Source organism: Cryobacterium sp. TMT2-10, from assembly GCF_004403075.1.
Lineage (GTDB): Bacteria > Actinomycetota > Actinomycetes > Actinomycetales > Microbacteriaceae > Cryobacterium > Cryobacterium shii.
In genome coordinates, this window is record NZ_SOGW01000012.1 from 1 (window position 1) to 23,931 (window position 23,931).

A 23,931-nucleotide genomic window follows, 5' to 3' on the forward strand; every position below is an offset into this window, starting at 1 on the left:
CAGCGGCGCAGCGCGGGGGGCGGGGGGCACTGAGCGGCTCGTGCACGCGGGGGCACCGAGCAGCGCGCGGGGGCACTGAGCGGCTCGTGCACGCGGCAGACTGGAGGCATGGCACGAGCGAGGATCGACGACGGGGCGGGACGCGCGGCGGTGCGCGCGTTCGCGGCGGAGCAGGCGGCGGCGAGCCGGGACATCCGTGCGCTCGCAGTGCGCTACACGCTGCAGCTGCTGGCCGAGCAGGCCGCCGGCAACACCCTCGAGGTGCGGGTGCCGCCCTTCGGCGCCGTGCAGTGCATCGCCGGGCCGCGTCACACCCGCGGCACACCGCCGAACGTCGTCGAGACGGATGCCGCCACCTGGCTCGCCCTCGTCACCGGCACCCTGGCCTGGCCCGACGGGCTCGCGACCGGGCGCATCCACGCGTCCGGGAGCCGGGCCGACCTCGCCGCGCACCTCCCGCTGCTCTAGTCCGCGCTGCCCCGTCCCGCCGGCAGACCCGCTCGAGTTCCGCTCGAGCCGCTCTCCCGCCCGCTCTCGTGACCATGACTGTGACGGGGTCGGGGAGCGCGGGGTGCGCGGGAGGCTGTCAGGCGAGGATCGCGGTGACCTCAGCGAGGGTGGGCATCGAACTCGTCGCGCCCGGCCGTGTGACCGCCACGGACGATGCGACCGTCGCCCAGCGCACCGCATCGATCATGGCCGTCGCGCTGATGGACCGCCCGCCGATGGCCGCACCACCGGCACCACCCGCACCAACGCCAGCACCTCGACCCGCATCGCCGCCACCGGCTCCCGCGCCGCGGTCCGCGCCCGCGGCCAGCTGGGCGACGAGCACACCCACGAACGTGTCGCCGGCCGCGGTCGTATCGACGGCGCGCACCGGACGGGCCGGGGCCAGGCCCAGCACGGAGCCGTCGAACGCGACCACGGAGCCCTCCGCGCCCAGGGTGACGATCGCCCAGGTGCCGCCGGCGCTGAGCAGCTCGGCCGCCCGCACCGGGTCGCTCTGGCCGGTGAGGGCGGCGGCCTCGAGCCGGCCCGGCACGATCAGGTCGACCAGGTCGAGGAACCCGTCCGGCAGTGTCACCACCGGCGCCGGGGTGAGCACCGTGAAGACTCCGGCTGCCCGCGCCGCCGCGAGTCCCTCCACCAGCGCCGAGACGGGCAGTTCGCACTGCATCATCAGGAACGCCGCGCGCTCGATCGCCTCGCGTTGGGTGCGGCTCAGCGCGGTCAGTGCGGCGTTGGCGCCGGGAACGACGACGATCGAGTTCTCGCCCGAGTCGACGACGGCAGTATGCGCCGTGCCGGTCGGCTCGACGGCTGATTCCAGCCCGTCGTCCGGGATCCCCTCGCGCGCCAGCAGCCGGCGGATCTGCTCTCCGTGTGCGTCCTCGCCGACCATCCCCAGGAAGTCCACCCCCGCGTCGAGCCGGGCTGCGGCGACCGCCTGGTTCAGTCCCGCGCCGCCGGGCTCAGAACTGAAACCGGTTCCGAAAAGCGTCTCACCCGGCCGCGGCAACCGCGGCTGCCGCACGACGAGGTTCACGTTGGCGCTACCGAGTACCGCGATCCTGTTCACCGCACCAGTCTCGCATCCGCCCGGCTGAGCGCAGGTGCCCACGCGTGCGCCCCACCTGCCGCTATCCGCCTCGGCAAGGCGACAACTTGGGCGCACGCGCGATAGATCGCGGGATCACGCGGCGGCCGCAGCCGCCCGGGGAACGCCCAGCCTCGGTCCCGCGCGCCCGTGCGAGAATAGGGAGGTGACTTCAGCCCAGCAACCCGAGCACCTGTCCGCGGAGTCCGGAGCCGGCGAGTCCGGAGCCGGCGAGTCCGGAGCCGTCGAGTCCGGAGCCGTCGAGTCCGGAGCCGGCGAGACCGTGGTCGGCGAGACCGTGGTCGACAAGGCCAGCGTCACCGTGCGCCGTTCGCCGCGCTACTTCAACTTCATGATCCTCGGGGCCGTGATCGGTGCGATCACCGCCTTCATCCTCACCCTCGCCTTCCCGGCGAACGCCGAATTCGGCGCGGCCCAGGTCTTCGGATTCCTGCTGCTCGCCGGCATCGCCCTTGGCATCACCGTCGGCGCCGTCGCCGCGATCGTGATCGACCGTGTGATCGGCCGCCGTGCCCGCACGGTCGTCGTCGGTAGACTGAACGCCCAAGGTTTGCGCGACGCCGGGGCACCGGATTCCGCATCCGGCTCCCGTCTTTCCGACCAGAACTGAGAACGCACGAATCTCAGAGCCCCGCACAACTCAGAGCACGCGATTCTCGGAGCCTAAGAACTCAGAGCACTGACAGTAAAAGAGGCATCCATTTTGGCTGGTGGCGACGGACTATTAAGTCACGATCTTCTTCCCGGTGAGAAGGGGCCGCAGGATGCCTGTGGCGTCTTCGGTGTCTGGGCGCCCGGCGAAGAGGTGGCCAAGCTCAGCTACTTCGGCCTGTACGCCCTGCAGCACCGCGGCCAGGAATCGGCCGGCATCGCCACCAGTGACGGCTCCAAGATCCTGATCTACAAGGACATGGGCCTGGTCTCCCAGGTCTTCAACGAGGCCGCGTTGAGCACCCTGATCGGCCATATCGCCGTCGGGCACACCCGCTACTCGACCACCGGCTCGTCGAGCTGGCAGAACGCGCAGCCGACCCTCGGTCGCACCTCGGGCGGCACGGTCGCCCTCGGCCACAACGGCAACCTCACCAACACGGCCGAACTCCTGCAGCTCGTGCACGAGCGCTACCCGAAGGTGGAGGGCGAGCTCGCCCGCGGCAACACCACCGACACCGCCGTGATCACCGCGCTGTTCACCGGCGACCTCGACCACACCCTGGAAGCCACGGCGCTCGAGGTGCTGCCCCGCCTCCGCGGCGCCTTCTGCCTCGTCTTCATGGACGAGACCACCCTCTACGCCGCCCGCGACCCGCAGGGCGTTCGCCCGCTGGTGCTGGGCCGCCTCGAGCGTGGCTGGGTCGTCGCCTCCGAAACCGCCGCCCTCGACATCGTCGGCGCCAGCTTCGTGCGCGAGGTCGAGCCGGGCGAGCTGATCACCATCGACGAGGACGGCCTGCGCACGCAGCGTTTCGCCGAGGCGAAGCCCGCCGGCTGCGTGTTCGAATACGTCTACCTGGCCCGCCCCGATACGACCATCGCCGGCCGTGGGGTGCACGAGGCGCGGGTCGAGATGGGTCGCCGCCTGGCCCAGGAATACCCGGTCGAGGCCGACCTGGTCATCCCGACCCCCGAATCCGGCACGCCGGCCGCGATCGGCTATGCGCAGGCCTCCGGCATCCCGTTCGGCCAGGGCCTGGTGAAGAACTCCTACGTGGGACGCACCTTCATCCAGCCGTCCGAGACCATCCGGCAGCGCGGCATCAAGCTCAAGCTCAACCCGCTCAAGGCCGTGATCAAGGGCAAGCGCCTGATCGTCGTCGACGACTCGATCGTGCGTGGCAACACCCAGCGCGCCCTGGTCAGCATGCTGCGGGAAGCCGGCGCCGCCGAGGTGCACGTGCGCATCTCGAGCCCGCCGATCACCTGGCCCTGCTTCTACGGCATCGATTTCGCCTCCCGGGCCGAACTCATCGCGACCGGCCTCGGCGTCGACGAGGTGCGCCAGGCCATCGGCGCCGACTCGCTCGGTTACCTGTCACCCGAGGGCATGATCGCCGCCACCGAGCAGCCGCCCGAACGCCTGTGCACGGCCTGCTTCACCGGCGTCTACCCGATCCCGCTGCCCGACTCGGCGCACCTGGGCAAGAACCTGCTCGAACGACCCGCCGCAGCCTCGAATGGATGCGACCCGGGCCCCGACTCGGAATTCGAGCCTCTGCTCGACCCCGCTGAGCGCCTCGACCTCGACCCTCTTCACGAAGAAACCCTGGTCAAACAGGGCAAGTCCCCGATCGGCGATCCAGGAAGACAAGAATGAGCAACGCTTCATATGCGGCAGCCGGAGTAGACACCGCGGCCGGCGACCTGGCCGTCTCCCTGATGAAGGCCGCCGTCTCCAAGACGCACGGCCCCGAGGTGCTCGGCGGTTTCGGCGGTTTCGCCGGCCTCTACGACGTATCGTTCCTCACCTCCTACCGCCGCCCGCTGCTGGCCACGTCCACGGATGGCGTCGGCACCAAGGTCGCGATTGCCCAGGCCATCGACAAGCACGACACCATCGGCCAGGACCTGGTCGGGATGGTCGTCGACGACATCGTCGTGGTCGGGGCCCGCCCGCTCTTCATGACCGACTACATCGCCTGCGGCAAGGTCGTCCCCGAACGCATCGCGGACATCGTCGGCGGCATCGCCCGCGCCTGCGCCGACACCGGAACCGCCCTCGTCGGCGGCGAGACCGCCGAGCACCCCGGCCTGCTCGGCGTGGACGACTACGACGTCGCCGGCGCCGCCACCGGCGTGGTGGAGGCCGACCAGGTGCTCGGCGCCGAGAACGTGCGCCACGGCGACGTTGTCGTGGCGATGGCCTCCTCCGGGCTGCACTCCAACGGCTACTCGCTCGTGCGGCACATCCTCGCACAGCGCGGCATCGGCTACACCGACACCTCCGCCGAGCTCGGCGGCGTGGTCGGCGAGGTGCTGCTGGAGCCGACCCGCCTCTACACCGGACCGCTGCTCAGCGTGCTGGCCGACCCCGAACTGGCCGGCGTCGTGCACTCGCTCAGCCACGTCACCGGCGGCGGCATCGCGGCGAACCTCGCCCGCGTGCTCCCGCTCGGGGCCTGGGTCGAGGTCGACCGGTCCACCTGGTCCCCGTCCCCCGTCTTCCGGGTGCTCAGCGACATGGCGGGCGCCTCGCTGGAGAGCTCGGAGGGAACCTGGAACCTGGGTGTGGGCATGTTCGCCGTCGTCTCGGCGGATGCCGCGTCATCCGTGATCGCACGCCTCGCCGCCGACGGGATCGCGGCCTGGGTCGCCGGCCGCGTGTCGACCGCGCCGCACGACCTCGCGGGCTTCGAGCAGGGCGTCAAGGGCGTCAACGGCGGGGCCGTGCGCCTAGTCGGCGGTTACGCGAACTAGTCGGTCGCCGCGTGCGTTCAAATGGCCGCCATCGATGAAACGATGGCGGCCATTTGAGCGCACACGCGAACGGATGATGCCCGGCGGTGACGGAGGGGGCCGACAGGGAGGGGCGCGGGGCTAGGCGCGCTTCTGCTCGTCTTCGGTCGCGTAGTGATCGACGTATTGGTCGTCGTCGTCGCCAGAAGCATCGTCGGAGCCCTTACCGGGCTTGCCGGCTTCGTATTCCGGCCACTTCGCCAGGTCTTCGTCGAGGCGCGGGTCATCGACCGGATGCCCGGTGAGCTCGCGTTCGAGCGCGTTGTAGTTGGTGTCCGGGCTGAAATACTTCAGCTCGCGGGCGACCTTGGTGTGCTTTGCTTTTTGACGGCCGCGCCCCATGCGTGACCCCCTAACGATGCCAGGCCGGGTGAGGAGTGAATCTCCCGGGAGTTGCCGAACGGAATGGTGAAAACTAGCCGTCAGTTTAGCATGATGACCCGCAGGCCCCACTGACGCGCTTGACGCTGTGCACTGCTCTGAAACCGCGCACTCGCTAGTGTACGACCGCGCGCTGGGATCAGCCTGAGCGGGCGAGCAGATACCCGGCGCCGCAGGCGAGGAATCCGAGCAGCAGAGTGCCGACCAGGTTGACCGCGCCGGCCCGCCAGCGCCCCCTGAGCAGGAGTTCGACCGTCTCGACGCTCCAGGTGCTGAAGGTGGTCAGCCCGCCGCAGACGCCGGTCAGGAGGATCAGGCGCAGTTCCAGAGAGACGGCCGCGCGCTCGGCCAGTCCGAGCACGACGCCGCCGACCAGCGCGCCCACAACGTTCACGATCAGCACGCCCAGGGGGAGTCGTCCGGGGCCGGCCGGCAGGGCGCGGGACACCAGGAAACGGATGACCGCTGCCGCGCCGCCGCAGACGAGCACGCCGAGGACCAAGCCGACGCTCACGGGGTGACCCCGGCATCCGTGCCGCCGAGTGGAAGGCGCTCTGCCGCGGCCCGGCCGCCCAGCCGGAGTCCCAGCGCCGCTGCCGCGAATCCGAGCAGGAGCGTGGCCGCGAGATAGGCCCAGGCCAGCGGCGAGAAACCCGCGGAGACCAGCGCCACCAGCGAGACCATCACGGCGGAGAAGGTCGTGAACGAGCCGAGCACGCCGCCCCCGAGGGCCGCCTTGAGCCAGGACGGCACGGCCGGCCGGGTCCAGAGGCCGGCCACCAGCCAGCCGAGCAGGAACGCGCCGACGACATTGGCGAGGAGCGTGCCGGCCGGGAATTCGGCGTCAGCGTGCGGGAGGGCCAGGTCGATTCCGAGCCGGAGGCCGGTGCCGGCCATTCCGCCCAGGAAGACGGCCGACCCCAGCCGCAGCATGGCTACTTTCGCTTTCGCCGGCGGGCGGCCGACGGCCGCGACTTCGGCGGGGTGACGCCCACGACGGCCGACTGCCTGACCGGGATCTCCTTGGTGGCCGGGGCGAGCGGTCGCCGTGGGATCGGGCGGGGACGCACGGGCTCGCCGCGCCGGTCCTGCCCGGGCACGGGGCGTGAGCGCCGCCCGTAGATGAGCTCGGAGGAGTCGAGCAGCCAGGGCACGAGCGCGATGGTGACGCCGTGCACGAGCATCAGTTTCTGGCGCAGCCGCCGGGCCTTGTGGTTGTGCAGCAGGCTCTCCCACCAATGCCCCACGATGTAGATCGGCGTGTACACGGTGACGACCTCGGAGCCGTGGTCCTCGCGACGATCCTTGATGTAGCTGATCAACGGCCAGCTGATGTCCCGGTAGGGAGACTGCACGATGTGCAGCGGCACCTGGATGTTCTGCTTCACCCAGGCGCGCTTGAGCTCCTTGGTCTCCTCGTTGTCGATCGAGATGTGCACGGCCTCGATGCTCTCGTGCCGGGCGGCGATCGCGTAGTCGAGTGCCTTGAGCACGGGCTTCTGCATCTTGCCCACCAGCACGATCGCGTGGTCGCCCTGGGAGCCGAACGTCGTCTCCGAGTCGACTTCGATTTCCTTGGCGACGTCCCGGTAGTACCGGTTGACGCCGAGCATGAGGGTGAACAGCACCGGCATCAGCACGAACACGAGCCAGGCGCCGTGGGTGAACTTGGTGATGGTCACCACGATCAGCACCACCCCGGTCAGGAGGGCGCCGAAACCGTTGATGGACAGGCTGGCGACGATGGATGCCCGGTTCGGCGGGTTCGTCTTGAGCAGGGACAGCCAGTGCCGCACCATGCCGGTCTGCCCGAGCGTGAAGGAGACGAAGACGCCGATGATGTACAGCTGGATCAGCACGGTCAGGTTGGCCTGGTAGATGACCAGGATCACACAGGCGAAGAACGCGAGCAGCAGCACGCCGTTCGAGTAGATCAGGCGGTCACCGCGGGTGCTGAGCGACTTCGGCGCGTAGGAGTCCTTGGCGAGCACCGAGCCGAGCAGGGGGAAGCCGTTGAACGCCGTGTTGGCGGCCAGGAGGAGCACGGCCGCGGTCGCGGCCTGCAGCACGAAGAACATGATCGAGTTGTTGCCGAAGGTGGCCGCCGCGATCTGCGCGATCAGGCTGCGCTGCGGGGAGGTGGCGCATTCCTGCCAGCCGATCAAGTCGCAGGGGTTCTCCGCGTAGTGCACCTTGGAGAAGAGGGCCAGGGTCGTCAGCCCGACGAAGAGCGTGATGGCGATGCCACCCATGAGCACCAGCGTGCGCTGGGCGTTCTTTACCTTGGGATGCTTGAACGCGGGCACCCCGTTGGCGATCGCCTCGACGCCGGTGAGCGCGCTGCATCCGCTGGCGAAGGATCGCAGCAGCAGCAGGATGAACGCGGACTGGGCGAGGTTCTGGGCCTCCACCTCGTAGCCCGCGGATTCGGCCATCGGGGTGTCGCCCAGGGCGACCCGGGTGAGACCGACGACGACCATCAGGAGCACGCTCGCGATGAAGAGGTAGGTCGGGATGGCGAACGCCTTGCTGGATTCGTGCACACCCCGCAGGTTGACCGCCGCCAGCAGGATCACGAAGAAGACGGCGAACTCCACCCGGAAGGGAGCGAGTCCCGGGAGGGCGGAGATGATGTTATCCACGCCGCTGGCCACCGACACGACCACGGTCATGACGTAGTCCACCAGCAGGGCGGAGGCGACGACCAGGCCGGCCTTCTCGCCGAGGTTCTTGTGCGCGACCTCGTAGTCGCCGCCGCCGGACGGGTACGCCTTGATCAGCTGGCGGTAGGAGGCGGTGACCACCACGAGCAGCAGCACGACGACGGCCGCGACCCACGGTGCGAAGCTGAGAAAGGCCAGCCCGCCGAGGGTGAGGATCATCAGGAGCTCTTGCGGGGCGTAGGCCACGCTCGACAGCGGGTCGCTCGCGAAGATCGGCAGGGCGAGGTGCTTGGGCAGCAACTGGCCTTCGAGCTTCTCCGTCGAGAGAGGGTCGCCGATGATCCACCGTTTCGGTGATCGTGTTTCTGGTGCCGGGGGGCTTACCTCTGGAGTCACGAGGGTCGACACTACTCCCTTGCACACTTCTGACAAAACAGTGACAGAGTGCCGACCCTGCGGCGTGTCGCCTGCGCGGGGTCAGTGCGTGTGTGACGCCTCGATAACCCGCCACAGCGACCGGCGCAGAACATCGAGTTCATCCATGCTCATTCCGAGCCTGTCGATGATGCGCGGGGGGATCGTGCGGGCCTCCTCGCGCAGCAGGCGCCCGGCGTCGGTGAGGGATACGTCGAGCACGCGTTCGTCGTGTTCGTTGCGCTCCCGGGTGACCAAACCGGCGACCTCCAGCCGCTTCAGGAGCGGCGACAGGGTGGCCGGCTCGAGGCGGAGCTCCACGGCGAGGTCCTTCACCGAGCGGGGGCTGCGCCCCCAGAGCGCCAGCATGACCAGGTACTGCGGATGGGTGAGCCCATAGGGCTCGAGGATCGGGCGGTAGATCGAGATCACGCTGCGCGACGCGATCGCCAGCGCGAAGCAGACCTGGTCCTCGAGGCGGAGGAGGTCGGCGGCATCCGTCACTCGGGCAACCTTCCATCGGCTTTAGTTAGTACACTAATGATTATGACACGTACTAACAAGAAGCCGCGCGCCGAGCGCGGCCTGGCCGGCGTCATCGCCCGCCTCAACGGCCGGCTCCTGCCCTGGATCGGCCCGCCGCCCCTCGGGCCGTACGACACGGTCAGTGCAGAAGAGGTGCAGGCGACGCAGGCCCGATCGGTTTGCCCCATCTGCGGGGCCCTGATGTCCCTGCACGAGATCGACCGCTCGGGGGAGCGCACGCAGGTGCACCACCCCACCCCCGAGCAGGTCGCCGAGCGCTCCGCCTGACGGCGGGTTGCGCGGCGGCCCGCACGGGTTCAGCGGCAGAGGTGGTTCAGCGGGAGAGTGAGGCGAGGATGCCCTCGCGCACCTCGGCCAGGCGGCGGCGCAGCTCCGGCACGGTGTCGGTGGGCACCAGCGAGCGGGAGGCCTGCCCGCGCAGGTCCGCCCGCAGCTGCTGACGGAATTCGTTCAACACCATGTCGGCCTCGTGGATGGCGCGACTCGACTCGGCCCGCGGGTCCGCGCCCGGACCGGTGCTTCCGGAGCCGCTCGTGCCTGTGCCGCCGGCTCCCCGGACGGGACCCTCTCCCCTGGCCTGGCGTTTGGCGGAGGCCAGGTCGGCGCGCAGACTCTTCATCGCCGCGGTGACTCCCGAGCGCACCTCATCGGCCAGCCGCCGAACGGAGTCCGTGACCTCGGTCTCGATCGCGTCGAGTTCACCCTGGCGGGCGAGCAGTTCGGCGCGTCCGGCGTCGGTGATCTCGTAGACGGTCTTACGGCCGTCCGTCGACTTGGTGACCAGGCCTTCCTCTTCCAGCTTGGCCAGGCGCGGGTAGATCGTTCCGGCGCTGGGAATATAGGTTCCGCCGAACCGGTCGCTGAGCGCCTGGATCAGCTCATAGCCGTGCCGGGGCTGTTCGGCCAGCAGGCTGAGCAGGTAGAGGCGCAGGCTGCCGTGCGCGAAGACGGGGGTCATTCCCACACCTCCCCGGCCGTGTCGGCGGCGGACTCGCCCTGGGGGCCGCCGGCCTCGGCGCTCCGCCGCACCACGGAGATGTCACCGGAGACCGAGTTGGCGTACAGGTCGAGCCAGCTGCCGTCGAGCACGCCGGTGCTGGATTCGTAGCCCTTGCCGAAGGTGCCGCGGATCGTCTGGTCGTCGAGCTGCAGGGTGCCGGACACGGTATTGAGGTGGTACTTGGTCCCGACGTCCGCGCCGAGGCGCACGGTCAGGTTGCCGCTGACCGTGTTCGTGTTGATGGAATCCGGGGTGCCCTCGATGTCGAGGAAGACATCGCTGGTGACGCCGTCGAGGCTGAACCTGCGGATGTCGCCGCTGGCCGTGATCTCGCCGGAGACCGTGTGCGCGACGATGCTGCCGTCGTGGTTGCGCACCTGCATCTCGCCGTTCACGCCATTGAGCTCGAGGTCGCCGGTCACCCCGTCGACCACGATGTCGCCCGACACAGTGCTGACGCGGCCGCCGTTGCGGAGCCCGGAGATCAGGGCGTCGGCCGTGATCACGCCGAATTTCAGCGCGACGTCGCGGGGGACCATGATGCTGACGTCGGCCTTCGCGGTGCCGCGGAATGAGGCGAACACCTCGATGAAGTTGTCCCAGCGCAGCTGGGGGTGGTCGATCTCCAGGGTGTCGCCGTCGAGCGAGATCTTGAGATCCTTGCCGCTCACGCTGTGCACTTCAACCCGGGTCACCGGGTCGTCGTGGCCGATGACGTCGATCTTGCCGCCGATCATGCCCACCTTGAGATTGCGCACCAGCTCGATATCGATCACCTTGGTTTGTCCAGGGGTGACCAGCCATTTTTCCAGGGCCATTGAATTCTCCTTCGTGCCGCGGCATCCGTGTGAAGCGGATGCCCACAGGTTTGTCGCGATATATCGCGACGTGTTCGAATCAAGATATATCGCGTTTCTGTGAATGGCAAGTGTGGCGGTCAGGTTCGCGGTGCCCGGATGAGGCATTCTGGAGGCAGGCATGGGGGGAATGCAGTGGAAATTTTCATGGGGGATCGCATCGGAGCACGCAGGGGGAGGTTGCGCCGGCGCAGATCGATCAGGCCGGTGGCGCTGGTTGTCGCAGCCGTCGTGGTGTCGGGCGTCCTGTCGGGATGTTCACCGGACGCCGGCGGGGGCGGGCACCGGAAAGGCGGGGCATTCACGGTCGATGTCACCGAGCGCCTGGACGCGGCCGTGGCCGACGCGATCGGCCGGTCCGGGGCATCCGGGGCCGTGGTGGGCGTCTGGGCCGACGGAACCGGCGAATGGGAGGCCGCGCCGGGGACGACGACCATCGGCGGCACGGAGGCGATGAGCACGGAGATGCGGTTCCGGATCGGGACGAACACCACCGCGATGACCTGCACCGTGTTACTCCGGCTCGTGGAGGAGGGCACGGTCGCGCTCGACGACCCGGTCGCCACCTACCTGGGCCGCCTCGTCGGCGTCGGGGACATCACCCTCGGCCAGCTGTGTCAGAACACGTCCAGTCTGGCCGGCCAGGACACGGAACAGACGGCTCAGTTCGTGAACAACCCGACCCGCTCCTGGCCGGCGCTGGAGCTTGTGTCGAATGGACTGTCCGCGCCCCGGACGGGTGCGCCGGGTGGCACCTGGGTGCAGTCGAGCACCGGGATCGTTCTGCTCGGCATGGCGCTCGAGCAGGCCACCGGCAAGGATTGGCGCGCGCTCTACCGCCAGTACATCTTCAACCCGTTGAACCTGGATGACACCTCGTTCCCGGCTGCCGACGACCTGCAGATCCCCGGCGCGCATCCGCAGGGCTACGCGACGCAGCGCAGCACGGACGGCCAGCCGAACTGCGAGATCATGCTCGACGACACCGAGCTGTCCATCTCGATGACCGGTGTGGCCGGCGGCGTCGTCTCGACACTGGCGGACATGCGCACGTGGGCGGACGTGCTCGCCGTGGGCAGTGTGCTCGGCCCGGCATCCGTGGAGGTCCAGTGGTCCACCGTGGCGCAGGACGCCAACGCTCCCGCCTGGCGGCGCTACGGCCTGGGCGCCGAGCAGCTGGGCCCGCTGCGCGGGCGGGCGGGGGCGATCCCCGGATTCATCTCGGCGACCCTGTCCGATCCCGCCGGGGGTCTGACGGTGGTGGTCGCGCTGAACAACTCGACCGCCGGAGGCAACTTCGCCCTGGCGCTGGCCCGGCAGCTGGCCGCCATCGCCACCCCGGCCACGGCGGCCGGCACGGACCGGGAGCCGCTGACCCTGCCCTGGTCGGAGGACGCGGCCCGGGCCGACCTCGAGGCGGGGACGGTGTGCCCGGTTCCGGCGGCGGCCGCGGGGTAGCTCAGCTTCAGTCTCAGTCTCAGTCTCAGTCTCAGTCTCAGTCTCAGTCTCAGTCTCAGTAGACGAAGATCGGCAGCCAGTCCCGCGTGTGCGCGTGCACGATCACCAGGAAGACCACCAGGTCGAACAGCAGGTGCACGCACACGACGTAGGTCAGTGACTTGGTGAGCTTGAATGTGTAGCCCTGCAGCAGCGCGAACGGGAAGGTCATCAGCGGGCCCCAGCTCTGGTAGCCCAGCTCCCAGAGGAACGAGGTGAAGATGACGGCCTGCAGCAGGTTCGCCTGCCAGTCGGGGAAGTGCCGGCGCAGCAGGGCGAACGCCGTGCAGATGAAGAACAGTTCGTCCCAGATGCCCACGAAGCCCACGCCCACGAAAAGCCGGGCGATCTCGTCGGGAGCGGTGACCGTCGGCCAGTTGCGGTACGCCCCCGACCGAATGAAATAGGTCGGCAGGATGAGGTAGCCCAGCAGCACCACGAGCGGCAGGTACCAGCGCTCCAGGGCGGTCCAGCGCTGGCCGGTGCGGATCGGGAACCGGATGGCGTGGTCGCGGTAGAGGTAGCGCGAGGCCAGGTACGGCACGAGCACCGAGAGGGTGAGCACGCTGCCCATCAGGGCCATGTTCGGGTAGCTGATGTGGGCCTCGACCGAGATAGTGCTGATGATCAGCAGCCCGACCGCGATCAGAAGCAGGTCCCGGAACAGGGCCCGGTCGATCAGGAAGGCGAGCCCGACCGCGGCGGCGAGCACGGTGTAGCCGGAGACCGGGTCGCGCAGACCGAACAGCAGCACGGCCGAGGCCGAGAGCAGCGCCGCCGGCAGCAGTCCCCAGGAGGCGCGCGGGGCCATCCGTGGGGCCGAAGTCGTCGTTTCGGGTGCCGCGCCATCGTGCATGCCACATGGTACCGAACCGCTCTCGCAAACGGGTGGGCGGGGCGCACCCGGCCGCTAGGTTGGGGGTGTGAATCCAGAGCCAGGACCCGACCCGGTCGCCGTGATGCAGGCGCTCATCGCCATCGATTCGGTCAACCCCGACCTCGTGCCGGGCGCGGCCGGCGAACGTATGATCGCGGCCTGGTGCGCCGACTGGCTCACCGGCCACGGGTTCGAGGTGCACCGCCTCGAGCGGCACCCCGGGCGCCCCACGATCGTCGGGCTCAGACGCGGCACCGGCGGCGGGCGATCCCTGATGCTCAACGGCCACCTCGACACCGTCGGGGTCGGCGGCTACCTCGGCGACCCGTTCGCCGGCGAACGGCGGGACGGACGCGTGTTCGGGCGCGGCTCCTTCGATATGAAGGGCGGGGTCGCCGCCATCCTCGTCGCGGCGGCGCGCGCCACGAGCGGAGGGACCTCCGGGGTGTCCGCGCTCGCCGGGGACGTGCTCGTCACCCTCGTCGCCGACGAGGAGTTCGGCAGCCTCGGCACCGAGGAGGCGCTGGCCCGGTTCCGCGCCGACGCGGCGATCGTGGCCGAGCCCAGCGAACTGTGCCTCACGCTCGCGCACCGGGGCTTCGCCTGGTTCGAGGTTGAGCTCACCGGACTCGCCGCCCACGGCTCCCAGCCGGAGCGGGGCGTCGACGCCATCGCGCACGCCGGGCTGGTGCTCTCCGCCCTCGACGGGCTGCGGGCGGAGATCGAGGCGGCGCCGGCGCATCCGCTGCTCGGTCACGGCACCGTGCGGGTCTCGACCATCACCGGGGGCACGGATGCCGCAACCGTCGCCGCGGTCTGCACCCTCACGATCGAGCGGCGCACGCTGCCCGGGCAGACCCCCGACGCAGTCGAGGCCGAACTCCGGGGCCTCCTCGACCGGCTCGCGGCGGGCGTGCCCGACTTCGCCTACCGGCTCACCCGGCTGGTCGCCCGGGCCGCGTTCGAGGCCGACCCGGCCTGGGCGATCGTGCGCACGCTCAGCGCCCAGGCCGAGCGGGTGCTCGGCCACAGCCAGACGGTGCGCGGCGAGCCCTTCTGGACCGACGCGGGACTGATCCACGAGGCGGGCATCCCGTGCCTGGTCGTGGGCGTGGCCGGCGGCGGCGCGCACGCCGACACGGAGTGGGCGGATGAGGCATCCGTCTACCGGCTGACCGATATGCTGGCCGGCACGATCGCCGACTTCTGCGGCTGAGCGGCTGCGCCCGGTCCCCCTGCCCGTCCCCCTGCCCGTCCCCCTGCCCGTCCCCCTGCCCGTCCCCCTTCCCGTCCCCCTTCCTCCTCTCGCGGCTCTCGCGGCCGGTGGGGCGGGGCGTCAGTTGGCGGGGCTGTCGATCGAGGGTTCCGTGGGGGTCGTGTCGCCTTCGAGGGCCTCCTCGAGCCGGGGGTCCGCGGCGGCGGCCGGGAGGGTGATCGCGAAGAGCGGGATGGTCCAGTGGCAGAGCGGGCCGACGAGCACCGCGAAGAGAACCGTGCCGATGCCCACGTTGCCGCCGAGGGCCCAGCCGATGCCGAGCACGATGACCTCGATGCCGGTGCGCACGATCCAGATGCGCCAGCCGGTGCGTTTGTGCAGGCCGGTCATCAACCCGTCGCGCGGGCCGGGGCCGAAGTGTGCGCCGATGTAGAGGCCGGTTGCCACCGCGAGAGTCAGCAGGCCGGCCGCGAACAGGAGCACGCGTAGCCAGAGGTCGAGGTCCGCCGGGATCAGTCGCAGGCCGACATCCGCTGCCGGTCCGACCAGGAGCGCGTTCAGCACGGTGCCGACGCCGGGCTTCTGCCGGATCGGGATCCAGAGCAGCAGCACCACACCGCTGATCAGGATGGTGACGAGCCCAAAGCCGAGGTGGGTGCGGCTGTCGATGCCCTGCGTGAGCACGTCCCAGGGGGCGACGCCGATGCCGCCGCGCACGATCAGCGCGATCCCGATGCCGTACAGGAAGAGGCCGATGAGCAGCTGGGTGAGACGACGGGTCATGGAACACCATCCAATGGCACTATTGGCCTGTCGCCAAATTCCGCAACCCGACCGGCCAAATCATGCCATGCCGGCCGAGGGCGTCAGCGGGTGCTCGCCGCCGCCGGCCAGGGCACGGTGCTGATCAGCGAGGAGGACATCGTCGAATTCGTTAGGTGGCCCGAATCGTGTCTTTGGCGAGTTCATGCGGTTTCCGGCATATGCGGACCCCGGCCTGGTCAGCACACCCGTTCTCGACCAACTGATCATCACTCGCCGGCTGACCGAGGTGCCCGCCATCCTGCAGTAGCGCCGCAGTCAACTCCGCCCCGCGCGCACCAATTCGACGGAGATTTTGGCGATTTGGGGCCGTCATGCCCCAAAACAGGCTCCGGGGAGCAAAATCTCCGTCGAATTCGTTAGGGGCGTGGGCTGCGGAGTGTCCTCACCGCCGGGCTAGTCCTCGAGGACGAAAGTCACTTCGATGACGACGTCCCACGAGGTGATTTTGCCGTCGTCGACGACGACCTTCTGCTCCTTGACCCAGGCCCCGGACATGCCGCGCAGGGTCCTGTGGGCCCGCTCGATCCCGGCCGAGACGGCATCCTCGAATGACTTCTCGGACCGGACGCTCAGTGTTGTCACGCGTGCCACAGACATGGTTGCTCCTCTATACATGGATTACTCGGGCTGATGGGGCTTCGTGCCGCTGAGGGTACGCCGATCCGCCGATCCGCGCCCGCACCAATTCGACGGAGATTTTGCCGAAATCGGGCTGTTTCGGTCCAAAACAGGCTCCGGGGAGCAAAATCTCCGTCGAATTGGTTAGAGGCACGAGCCTGGGGGCGGGCGCGGTGCCCAACCTTCCGGGCGAGGGCGGCCGGGAACGCTGAGTCGCTGCGCTAGAACGAGACGGGGGCGGGGGCCAGCGGTCGGGTGCGCACCAGCACCGTGCTGTCGTCGCTGCAACCCTCGATCGGGTTCGGCGTGGCCACACGCTCGGCCGCGTCCCACTCCGGCAGGGTCACGGCGAGGGCGGTGACCGGCACGATCGCGCAATCCGGGTGCGCGCCCGCCTGCGTGAGGTGCAGCAGGCTGTAAGCGGATGCGCCGGGCGCCACCGGCACAACGCTCACGGTGCTCTCTTCGACGCCGGACACCGCCCCGATCGTCTCACCGGAGTTGGAGTCGATCAGAGTAACCACCGGGTAGCCCTGGACCGAACACTCCACCGAGCCGGTGTTCGTCAGCCGCAGGTCCCAGTAGAAGCTGCTCATGCCGCTGTCATGGGGCCGGGCCTGCAGCGACAGCGCCAGGTGGTCGCGGGTACAGACGCCCGGTTCGGCGCGGGGTGGCGTGGTCGGCGTCGCGGTCGGCGCCGCTGAGGCGGTCGGAGTGGTCGTCGCCGTCGGGGTGGCCGCCGTGGTCGAACGCGGTGACTGGGAACCGCCGACCGGGCCGCGGGCGGGCGCCGCGCATCCGGCCAGCACCAGAACCACCGCAGCGCACTCGAGCCAGGTTGCCTGTACCCGCCCGAGACTCCGCATCCCCGTCATAGCCTCAGTGTGGCACCATCGGGCCAGCGGCGCCCGCCGGAGATGAGTGTGGCGAATGATGTGAGAAATCGTCCTCGCGGGTGTCCTAGACTAATCCTCAAAAGGGGGGTCCGATGACCGAGGGATCACCGGGTTTCCTGAACGGCCGTTACCGGTTGAAGGACCTGATCGGCCGTGGCGGCATGGCCTCGGTTTACCGCGCCACCGACGAGCGGTTGGGCCGGGACGTCGCGATCAAGATCTTCGATGCCGCCGCCGCGACCGAGATCGACATCGCACGGCAGCAAGCGGAGATCAACGTCCTGGCGAGCCTGAACCACCACAGCGTGACCACACTGTTCGACGTCGGCGTGCACCGCGCAGACGCCGGGCGGCCGCGGATCTACCTGGTGATGGAACTCGTGGCCGGGGCGGACCTCCGGCGCAGGCTCGACCAGGACCCGCTGTCCACCCGCCACATCGCGCAGGTCGGTTACGACCTCGCCGAGGGCCTGGACTACATCCACGGCCGCGGGGTCGTGCACCGTGACATCAAACCGGCCAATATTCTCCTGGCCGAATACAGCTCCGATTCGAGAACGCGGGCCAGGCTCACCGATTTCGGCATCGCCCTGTTCCCGGACGCCGCGCGGATGACCAACCAGGGCCTGACGACCGGCACGGCCGCCTACCTCAGCCCCGAACAGGCCCGCGGCGACCGGGTGGGCCCTCCCAGCGACATCTACGCCCTGGGACTCGTGCTCCTGGAATGCTTCACCGGCGAGACGGCGTTTCCCGGACAGCCCGTCCAGTCGGCCGTGGCCAGGCTCCTTCGGGATCCGGCCATGCCGGAGACCCTCGCTCCGGCGTGGCGCGATCTGCTCACGTCGATGCTGGCACGCGACCCCGAGCAGCGCCCGCCCGCCGCGGATGTCGTGCTCGCCCTGCGGCAGGCTGTCATCGCCGAAACCGGCCGGCACCGCGTCATGGAGACTCACCACCTGGACGCCGATGAACCCCAGCGGCTCGACGAGGTGGCCCGCCTCGAGATTCTCGACACCCCTCCGGACGGCACCTTCGACCGGATCGCAGCCCTCGCCGCGCGGGTGTTCTCCGTGCCGATCGCCATCGTCAGCATCGTTGACACCGACCGAATCTGGTTCAAGGCACATCACGGACTCGACCTCAAGGAGATCCCGCGCGACCCCGGGCTCTGTGCGTCGGCCATTCTCTCCAAAGGCCCGTGGTTGATAGAGGATGCCCGCCGCGATCCGCGCGCGCTGGCGAACCCGCTCGTGGCCGAGGGGTTCGGCCTGCAGTTCTACGCCGGCGTTCCGCTGACGACCCAGAACGGGTACAACCTGGGCACTCTGTGCGTGCTGGACCACGAGCCACGAACGGTGACAGCGGAGGAGATCGCCACCCTCGAAGACCTGGCCGCGCTCGTGATGAACGAGCTCGAACTCCGCCTCGAAAGCCGCCGCGCAGTCCACCACTAGTTCGAATGGGCACCTGATACAGTGCTGTCTGAATCCAAACGGGGGCACCGGCTGGCAAGCGGCCGAGACGTGTTTCCCCCATCTGAGAGGGGCGCAACACCGTGAAGGCATCAGCAGAACTCGGCTCCAACCTGCAATCCGTGCTCGTCGACCTGATCGAGCTGCACGTGCAGGGCAAGCAGGCGCACTGGAGCGTCGTCGGCAAGAACTTCCGCGACCTGCACCTGCAGCTCGATGAGATCATCGACGACGCCCGGCTGTTCTCCGACGAACTCGCCGAGCGGATGCGTGCACTCGACTCCCTGCCGGACGGACGCAGCGAGACGGTCACCGCGACCACCCACCTGGCCAAGTTCCCGGCCGGAGAGGTGGACACCGCCGAGACGGTCGGCCTGATCACCGACCGCCTGAACGCGACGGTCGACAACATCCGTGCCGTGCACGACGCGGTCGACGAGGAAGACCCGACCAGCGCCGACATCCTGCACGGTTTCATCGAGAAGCTGGAACAGTACGCCTGGATGGTCAGCGCCGAGAACCGCACCCCACGCAAGCCCACGGCCAAGGCGCCGACCAAGCCGGTCGGCAAGGCCTGAGGCACAAGCCTGAGCTTCAGTTCAACGCGCCGGCGAGCGGACTCGGCGCGGTCGGCACGACACAGGGGGTCGGTGTGACGCGGATCGAGAGCGCGAAACCGGTCTGGCTGACCCCGATCGGGAAGCGCACGGCGGAGGCCGGTCTGCGCGATGCCGCGACGGCGGCCTGTGCCGTGAACGGTGACGCCGCGCGGGCCCTGGACCTGGCCCGCGCGCTCGGCGGCAGTGTTCCCCGGCCGGGATCGGGGCAGACGCGCCGGCTGTTCGAGACGCTGGCCTCCCTCGCCGCGGCAGACCTCACGGCGGGGCGGGTCGTCGAGGCGCACCTGGACGCGCTCGCCATCCTGGACCAGGCCGGCGTCGACCCGGCCGGGCTCGTCGGCGGTGGCACCACGGAATCGAGCTGGGGCGTCTTCGCCGCCGAAGGCGCGGGGAGCCGGCTCGACGCGCGGCCGGCCGGCGCGGCCGGCGGCGGGTCGTGGCAGCTCGACGGCACGAAACCCTGGTGCTCGCTCGCCCGCTCGCTCAGCCACGCCCTCGTCACGGCACACACCTCGGCCACCACCCGGAGGCTGTTCGAAGTCGACCTGGCCGACCCCGGGATCACCGTCCACACGGAGGCGTGGGTGGGTCGAGGGCTCCCGGCCGTACCCAGCGGACCCGTCGAGTTCCGGGGCGTCCGGGCCCGGCCGGTCGGGGACGACGGCTGGTACCTCCGCCGACCGGGCTTCGCCTGGGGTGGGATCGGCGTCGCGGCCTGCTGGTGGGGCGGCGCCGTCGGCGTGGCCAGGCGGGTCTGGGAGTCCGTGCTCGAGCGGGAACCCGATCAGATCGCGCTCGCGCACCTGGGCGCCCTCGACCTCGCGCTGACGACAGCCGGGGTCTCCCTGACTGACGCGGCTGCCGCGATCGACGCCGGGGATGCCGCCGGGGAGCAGGGCGCCCTCCTCGCGGCGCGGGTGCGCGGCCAGGTCGCGCGCACGGTCGACGAGGTGATCACTCGAACCGGCCACGCGCTCGGCCCCGCACCGCTCGCCCTCGAGGCCCGGCACTCCGCTCGCGTCTCCGATCTGCAGCTGTACGTGCGCCAGCACCACGCCGAACGGGACGACGCGGCGCTCGGCCGCCGGCTGCGGGATGCCGGCGTATCCCCGTGGTGAGCTTCAGCCACACGGATGCCGGCACGCCCGAGAACCTGTGGGCGGCGGCGCATCGGGAGGCCGTCGCAGCGGGTGAAGCGGCATCCGTCGGCTCGGTGGCCCCCGGATCCGGACCACTGTCGCCGGCACCGCCGGTGCAGGCACTGTGCGTCGACGACTTGCTCCGGCTCGTCGTGATCGCTGCGCACCCCGACGACGAGACCCTCGGCGCCGGCGGGCTGATCGCGTGGGCCGGGCGGGCCGGAGTCCCGGTGACGGTCGTGGTGCTCACCAACGGTGAGGCCTCCCATCCCGGGTCCGGCACGCACGACCCCGCGCGGCTCGCGGCATTGCGCCGGGTCGAGGTGACGGCGGCCATCGCAGCGCTGGCACCCTCGGCGTTGGTGCGCCTGCTCGACCTCCCCGACGGAACCCTGGCCGGGCATCGTGACGAGGCGTCCCGAGCGATTTCCGCCGAGATCGGCTCGGACGGACCGGGAACCTGGCTGGTCGCCCCCTGGACGCTGGACGGACATCCGGACCACGCTGCGGCGGCAGAGGCCGCCTGCCACGCCGCTCGCGGCCGGGGCGTCAGTCTCTTCGCATACCCGATCTGGGCCTGGCACTGGTCCACGCCCGGGGACCCGGTCTGGTCGGACGGCGTGATTCGCACCCTGGAGCTGGCACCCGAAGACCGTCGGCGTAAGACCCGGGCGATGGCCCTGCATGTCAGCCAGGTGCAGCCGCTCTCCGGGCTGACCGGAGACGAACCGATCATCCAGGCGGCTTTTGCCGCGCACTTCGAACGCGGGTATGAGACCTTCATCGAGATCGAGATCGAGATGGAGATCGAGATCGAGATGGAGATCGAGATGGAGATGGAGGTCGAGGTCGAGGTCGAGGTCGAACCGAGCCTGTCCGGTGCCTTCTTCGAGGAGTTCTACGCCGGGAAGCGTGACCCCTGGGGGTTCGAGACCCGGTGGTACGAGGAGCGCAAGCGATCCCTGACCCTGGCGGCCTTGCCTCGCAAACAATTCCGGGCGGCGCTGGAACTGGGCTGCTCGATCGGCGTCCTCACGGCCGGCCTGGCCGACCGGTGCGACACCGTCGCCGCGGTCGACGTCGCGGAGCAGCCGCTGCGGGAGGCCCGAGCCCGGCTGGCCGCACACCCCGGCGTCACCTTCGCCCGGCGCACCCTGCCCGCCGAGTGGCCGGAGGGCAGCTTCGACCTGATCGTGTTCTCCGAGGTCGGCTACTACTTCTCGGCGGTGGAGCTGCGCGAGGTGCTCCGGCGATGCCGCGGCAGCATGGCACCCGGTGGCGTGATCGTGGCCTGCCACTGGAGGCATCCGGTGCCCGAGTATCCGTTGAACGGCGACCAGGTGCACGCAGAACTCGGCAGGCTGGCCGGGTTCGAGCGCACGGTGGAGCATCGGGAACGCGACTTCCTGCTCGAGGTGTTCGAAGCCGCGCCGACGCGCTCGGTCGCGCAACGCGAAGGCCTGACACCGTGACGGTCGGCGGGGCGGTCGGCGAGGCGATCGACAGGGTCATCGTCGTGGTCCCGGCCCGTGATGAGGAGGAGCTCCTGCCACGGTGCCTGGCCGCGTTGACCGTGGCGGTCGGGGAGGTCGCCCGCGTGGCAGGCGAGGCGCCGCCCGTGATCGAGGTCGTGGTCGTGCTCGACCGGTGCAGCGACGGCACGGCCGAGGTCGCTGCTGACTGGCCTGCGTTCGCGAGCATCAGCACGGACGGTGGCGGCGTCGGCCTTGCCCGCCGGGCGGGGGCGCGGCACCTGCTCCCGACGTTGACCCACTTCTCCACCGCGACGTGGATCGCGACGACGGATGCCGACTCCGCCGTGCCGCCGAACTGGCTGACCGCGCAGCTCGCCTTCGCCCGCAACTCCGTCGATCTCGTGCTGGGAACCGTGGTGCCTGACGACCGGCTGTCCGACGGAGGCAGGGAACTGTGGGACGCCGCGCACCGGCTGGTAGAAGGGCACCCCCATGTGCACGGCGCGAACCTCGGGGTGCGTGCCGACCGGTACCTGCAGGCCGGCGAATTCGCCCTCGTCGACGGGAACGAGGATGTGCGGCTGGTTTCGGCGCTGCGCCGCCTCGGGGTGAGCGAGATTCGTACCGAACTGATCCCCGTGCTCACCTCCGGTCGGCTCGCCGGGCGCGCCCCGGCGGGATTCGCCGGCTATCTGCGTGACCAGGCGGCGGGGGCCCGGGTCGGTGTGCTGCCCGACGCGGCAGACGTTTCGCTCTAGAGTCCTCAAAACGGCGGTGCCCTCAAAACGGCGCGTCGTCCGGGGGATCTGCGGTCGGCGGCCCGGTCGGGAGCACGGTGGCGGGCTCGGTGACGAAGTCCCGACCCGTTGGGGACGTCCAGGTCAGGATGCCGCCCGGTTGCTGGGTGACGGTCCACCGGGTCTGGGTTTTCAGAGCGTGGTTGGGTTTGCACAGGTGTGCGAGGTTGTCGTGCGCGGTCTCGCCGAGCAGGGCCCAGTCGTGGCTGTGGTCGACTTCCGCACCCCTCGCCGCCCGATGGCAACCCGGAAAACGGCAGGTCTCGTCACGGAGGCGGAGGAATCGGCGCATGGCCTTGGGCGTCTTGTACCGGTCCCGGCCCACCGAGAGCACTACGCCCGTCTCCGGGTGGGTGAGCAGCCGGGTGAAACTCGGCGCCCGCGATGCCAGATCCCGCGCCGTCGCGGGGTCGATCGGTCCGTACCCTTCCAGGTAGCCGGGTTCCTCGCTGTGCCCGAGGAGCGTCATCACCGGGACGGTCACGTGCACGGTGGCTTTGACGCCGGTGCCGACGCCGGTCGGGGTGACTCCGTTGATCAGCAGGTCGCTGATCACGTCTGTGCGCACCTGCGTGAGCGTGCGCTTCTCGCCGAGGCCCTGCAGGCTCACGGCGAGGTCGTTGGCGCGGGCGAAGATCGCCTGCACCAGCTCCGCGCCCGTCGTCAGGTAGAGGGTCGCCATCCCGTCGGCCTCCGCCTGCACGCACGAGGACCGCTCCGCGATCGACCGCGCGTGCCTCGCCGTGATCGTCTCCGGGTGCAGCCGTTCCCGGAGCAGCCTGGCCTTGTGCTTGAGCTTCGAAACGGTCAGGATCTGCGCAGCGGGCAGCAGGGCCTGTTCGAAGGCGGCGAGCCCCTCGGTGGGGATCGACCAGGCCTGCCCAAGAATCGTTTGCGCGTGCCGGTAACTGAACAGACCGTCTCTCAGTGCGGCCCGCGTCGCGGGGAGGTCCTCGGCCAGGGCCCGGCTCTCCGCGAGCAGGGTCTCCGCGGTGCGCTCCGGGATCCGCAGCGTCACGGCCAGTTCGCTGGAGAGCTCCCGTCTCGCGATCTCCGTCTGGTCCCAGAGGGACTGCGCTCCCCGCGGGATCTCCGCCGCGTGCGCCTCACTGAAGCGGCGCGCAGCCTCCACGGCATCGGCCCGCAGGGCGAAGCCTTGCGCGATCACCCGATCGGCGGCCGCAACGGCGTCGAAGAGCAGCCCGAGCTGCTCCTGGGTGGTGCTCACGGTGGTGGACATGCCTCGACTCTAGGCGCACCCTCCGACATCCCCTGAGAACAGGAAAAGCCGGTGGATAACTTGATCAAGCTGCTTTTGTGGAGGACGAGAGCAGGCTCTCACCCGCGCCGGATCCGGTACCGGACGTGAGCACGCACGGGGGAACCCAGTGCGACCAGCGGGTGATCGAACTCGTCGACCATGCTCATCCGCAACCGCTCTCAGTGGGGCGGGAGAGCACCGCATTGCCTCGGGATCCGTCCGGCTCCACGACTCGCTCGCCGGGGAAAGCTCGCACCTCGTACTGCCGGACCTGCACCGCGAACGATCACCTCGGTAGTG

At 69.9% G+C, this 23,931-nt stretch carries 25 protein-coding genes; 12 read left to right on the forward strand and 13 right to left on the reverse strand.

What is annotated here, in order from left to right; genetic code table 11:
* Positions 1–108 precede the first annotated feature (108 nt).
* Positions 109–468, forward strand: coding sequence for a sterol carrier family protein (locus E3T37_RS01010; protein ID WP_134365003.1), 360 nt, complete (start codon positions 109–111; stop codon positions 466–468).
* A 118-nt stretch (positions 469–586) separates the two neighbouring features.
* On the opposite strand, the gene E3T37_RS01015 is transcribed toward E3T37_RS01010, so the two are convergent.
* On the reverse strand, positions 587–1,582 hold the full coding sequence (locus tag E3T37_RS01015) for a ribokinase (RefSeq protein ID WP_134365004.1): 996 nt from the start codon (positions 1,580–1,582) through the stop codon (positions 587–589).
* Positions 1,583–1,766: 184 nt separating this feature from the next.
* On the opposite strand from E3T37_RS01015, the gene E3T37_RS01025 reads away from it, so the two are divergent.
* The 3 genes from E3T37_RS01025 (at position 1,767) to purM (ending at position 5,035) form a co-directional block, all read left to right on the forward strand.
* The gene (locus E3T37_RS01025) at positions 1,767–2,231 is read left to right on the forward strand and encodes a hypothetical protein (RefSeq protein WP_241994515.1); all 465 of its coding nucleotides are present in this window, start codon (positions 1,767–1,769) and stop codon (positions 2,229–2,231) included.
* Positions 2,232–2,324: 93 nt separating this feature from the next.
* Entirely contained in the window at positions 2,325–3,935 is a 1,611-nt protein-coding gene (gene purF, locus E3T37_RS01030; protein WP_134365007.1) for an amidophosphoribosyltransferase, read from the forward strand.
* Positions 3,932–5,035: a phosphoribosylformylglycinamidine cyclo-ligase gene (gene purM / locus E3T37_RS01035; protein WP_134365008.1), complete on the forward strand. Its 1,104-nt coding sequence runs from the start codon at positions 3,932–3,934 to the stop codon at positions 5,033–5,035. The genes purF and purM overlap by 4 nt, the downstream gene beginning before the upstream one ends.
* 120 nt (positions 5,036–5,155) lie before the next feature.
* Here purM and E3T37_RS01040 read toward each other — a convergent pair whose 3' ends face one another.
* The 5 genes from E3T37_RS01040 to E3T37_RS01060 all read right to left on the reverse strand — a co-directional run bounded on the left by E3T37_RS01040 (position 5,156) and on the right by E3T37_RS01060 (position 9,036).
* A complete protein-coding gene (locus E3T37_RS01040; RefSeq protein WP_134365009.1) occupies positions 5,156–5,416 on the reverse strand; it encodes a DUF3073 domain-containing protein in 261 nt (86 codons plus the stop codon).
* A 178-nt stretch (positions 5,417–5,594) separates the two neighbouring features.
* On the reverse strand, positions 5,595–5,969 hold the full coding sequence (gene crcB / locus E3T37_RS01045; RefSeq protein WP_134365010.1) for a fluoride efflux transporter CrcB: 375 nt from the start codon (positions 5,967–5,969) through the stop codon (positions 5,595–5,597).
* Positions 5,966–6,388, reverse strand: a complete 423-nt coding sequence (locus E3T37_RS01050) for a CrcB family protein (RefSeq protein ID WP_134365011.1) — start codon at positions 6,386–6,388, stop codon at positions 5,966–5,968. Before E3T37_RS01050 ends, crcB begins: the two co-directional genes overlap by 4 nt.
* Before the next feature lie 2 nt (positions 6,389–6,390).
* Positions 6,391–8,514, reverse strand: a complete 2,124-nt coding sequence (locus E3T37_RS01055; RefSeq protein ID WP_134365012.1) for an APC family permease — start codon at positions 8,512–8,514, stop codon at positions 6,391–6,393.
* Between the two features lie 81 nt (positions 8,515–8,595).
* Positions 8,596–9,036, reverse strand: coding sequence for a MarR family winged helix-turn-helix transcriptional regulator (locus E3T37_RS01060; protein WP_134365013.1), 441 nt, complete (start codon positions 9,034–9,036; stop codon positions 8,596–8,598).
* 42 nt (positions 9,037–9,078) lie between these two features.
* On the opposite strand from E3T37_RS01060, the gene E3T37_RS01065 reads away from it, so the two are divergent.
* Positions 9,079–9,345, forward strand: coding sequence for a hypothetical protein (locus tag E3T37_RS01065; RefSeq protein ID WP_166787122.1), 267 nt, complete (start codon positions 9,079–9,081; stop codon positions 9,343–9,345).
* A 46-nt stretch (positions 9,346–9,391) separates the two neighbouring features.
* On the opposite strand, the gene E3T37_RS01070 is transcribed toward E3T37_RS01065, so the two are convergent.
* Entirely contained in the window at positions 9,392–10,036 is a 645-nt protein-coding gene (locus E3T37_RS01070) for a PadR family transcriptional regulator (RefSeq protein ID WP_134365015.1), read from the reverse strand.
* Entirely contained in the window at positions 10,033–10,896 is an 864-nt protein-coding gene (locus E3T37_RS01075; protein WP_134365016.1) for a hypothetical protein, read from the reverse strand. The genes E3T37_RS01070 and E3T37_RS01075 overlap by 4 nt, the downstream gene beginning before the upstream one ends.
* A gap of 246 nt (positions 10,897–11,142) precedes the next feature.
* On the opposite strand from E3T37_RS01075, the gene E3T37_RS01080 reads away from it, so the two are divergent.
* Positions 11,143–12,393, forward strand: coding sequence for a serine hydrolase (locus E3T37_RS01080; protein WP_160141073.1), 1,251 nt, complete (start codon positions 11,143–11,145; stop codon positions 12,391–12,393).
* A 55-nt stretch (positions 12,394–12,448) separates the two neighbouring features.
* Here the strand turns inward: E3T37_RS01080 and E3T37_RS01085 are convergent, their stop codons facing one another.
* The gene (locus E3T37_RS01085) at positions 12,449–13,243 is read right to left on the reverse strand and encodes a CPBP family intramembrane glutamic endopeptidase (RefSeq protein ID WP_241978682.1); all 795 of its coding nucleotides are present in this window, start codon (positions 13,241–13,243) and stop codon (positions 12,449–12,451) included.
* Positions 13,244–13,355: 112 nt separating this feature from the next.
* Here E3T37_RS01085 and E3T37_RS01090 point away from each other — a divergent pair, with 112 nt between their 5' ends.
* Positions 13,356–14,525, forward strand: a complete 1,170-nt coding sequence (locus tag E3T37_RS01090) for a M20/M25/M40 family metallo-hydrolase (protein ID WP_241976122.1) — start codon at positions 13,356–13,358, stop codon at positions 14,523–14,525.
* A gap of 120 nt (positions 14,526–14,645) precedes the next feature.
* Here the strand turns inward: E3T37_RS01090 and E3T37_RS01095 are convergent, their stop codons facing one another.
* The 3 genes from E3T37_RS01095 to E3T37_RS01105 form a co-directional block, all read right to left on the reverse strand.
* The gene (locus E3T37_RS01095) at positions 14,646–15,308 is read right to left on the reverse strand and encodes a YitT family protein (RefSeq protein WP_241981031.1); all 663 of its coding nucleotides are present in this window, start codon (positions 15,306–15,308) and stop codon (positions 14,646–14,648) included.
* 435 nt (positions 15,309–15,743) lie between these two features.
* Positions 15,744–15,947: a dodecin family protein gene (locus E3T37_RS01100; RefSeq protein ID WP_134365019.1), complete on the reverse strand. Its 204-nt coding sequence runs from the start codon at positions 15,945–15,947 to the stop codon at positions 15,744–15,746.
* A gap of 242 nt (positions 15,948–16,189) precedes the next feature.
* On the reverse strand, positions 16,190–16,843 hold the full coding sequence (locus tag E3T37_RS01105) for a DUF4232 domain-containing protein (RefSeq protein ID WP_134365020.1): 654 nt from the start codon (positions 16,841–16,843) through the stop codon (positions 16,190–16,192).
* Positions 16,844–16,956: 113 nt separating this feature from the next.
* Here E3T37_RS01105 and E3T37_RS01110 point away from each other — a divergent pair, with 113 nt between their 5' ends.
* The 5 genes from E3T37_RS01110 (at position 16,957) to E3T37_RS01130 (ending at position 22,331) form a co-directional block, all read left to right on the forward strand.
* Positions 16,957–18,321, forward strand: a complete 1,365-nt coding sequence (locus E3T37_RS01110; RefSeq protein ID WP_134365021.1) for a GAF domain-containing serine/threonine-protein kinase — start codon at positions 16,957–16,959, stop codon at positions 18,319–18,321.
* A 101-nt stretch (positions 18,322–18,422) separates the two neighbouring features.
* Positions 18,423–18,917, forward strand: coding sequence for a Dps family protein (locus tag E3T37_RS01115; protein ID WP_134365022.1), 495 nt, complete (start codon positions 18,423–18,425; stop codon positions 18,915–18,917).
* Positions 18,918–18,991: 74 nt separating this feature from the next.
* Entirely contained in the window at positions 18,992–20,077 is a 1,086-nt protein-coding gene (locus E3T37_RS01120; protein WP_134365023.1) for an acyl-CoA/acyl-ACP dehydrogenase, read from the forward strand.
* Positions 20,074–21,570 carry a bifunctional PIG-L family deacetylase/class I SAM-dependent methyltransferase gene (locus E3T37_RS01125; RefSeq protein ID WP_241985439.1) on the forward strand — a complete coding sequence of 499 codons (1,497 nt, stop codon included), beginning with the start codon at positions 20,074–20,076 and terminating at the stop codon, positions 21,568–21,570. The genes E3T37_RS01120 and E3T37_RS01125 overlap by 4 nt, the downstream gene beginning before the upstream one ends.
* Entirely contained in the window at positions 21,567–22,331 is a 765-nt protein-coding gene (locus E3T37_RS01130) for a glycosyltransferase family A protein (protein ID WP_134365025.1), read from the forward strand. Before E3T37_RS01125 ends, E3T37_RS01130 begins: the two co-directional genes overlap by 4 nt.
* A gap of 22 nt (positions 22,332–22,353) precedes the next feature.
* On the opposite strand, the gene E3T37_RS01135 is transcribed toward E3T37_RS01130, so the two are convergent.
* Positions 22,354–23,610 (reverse strand): HNH endonuclease signature motif containing protein, encoded by a 1,257-nt coding sequence (locus tag E3T37_RS01135; RefSeq protein WP_134365026.1) that lies wholly within the window; start codon positions 23,608–23,610, stop codon positions 22,354–22,356.
* Positions 23,611–23,931 lie beyond the last annotated feature (321 nt).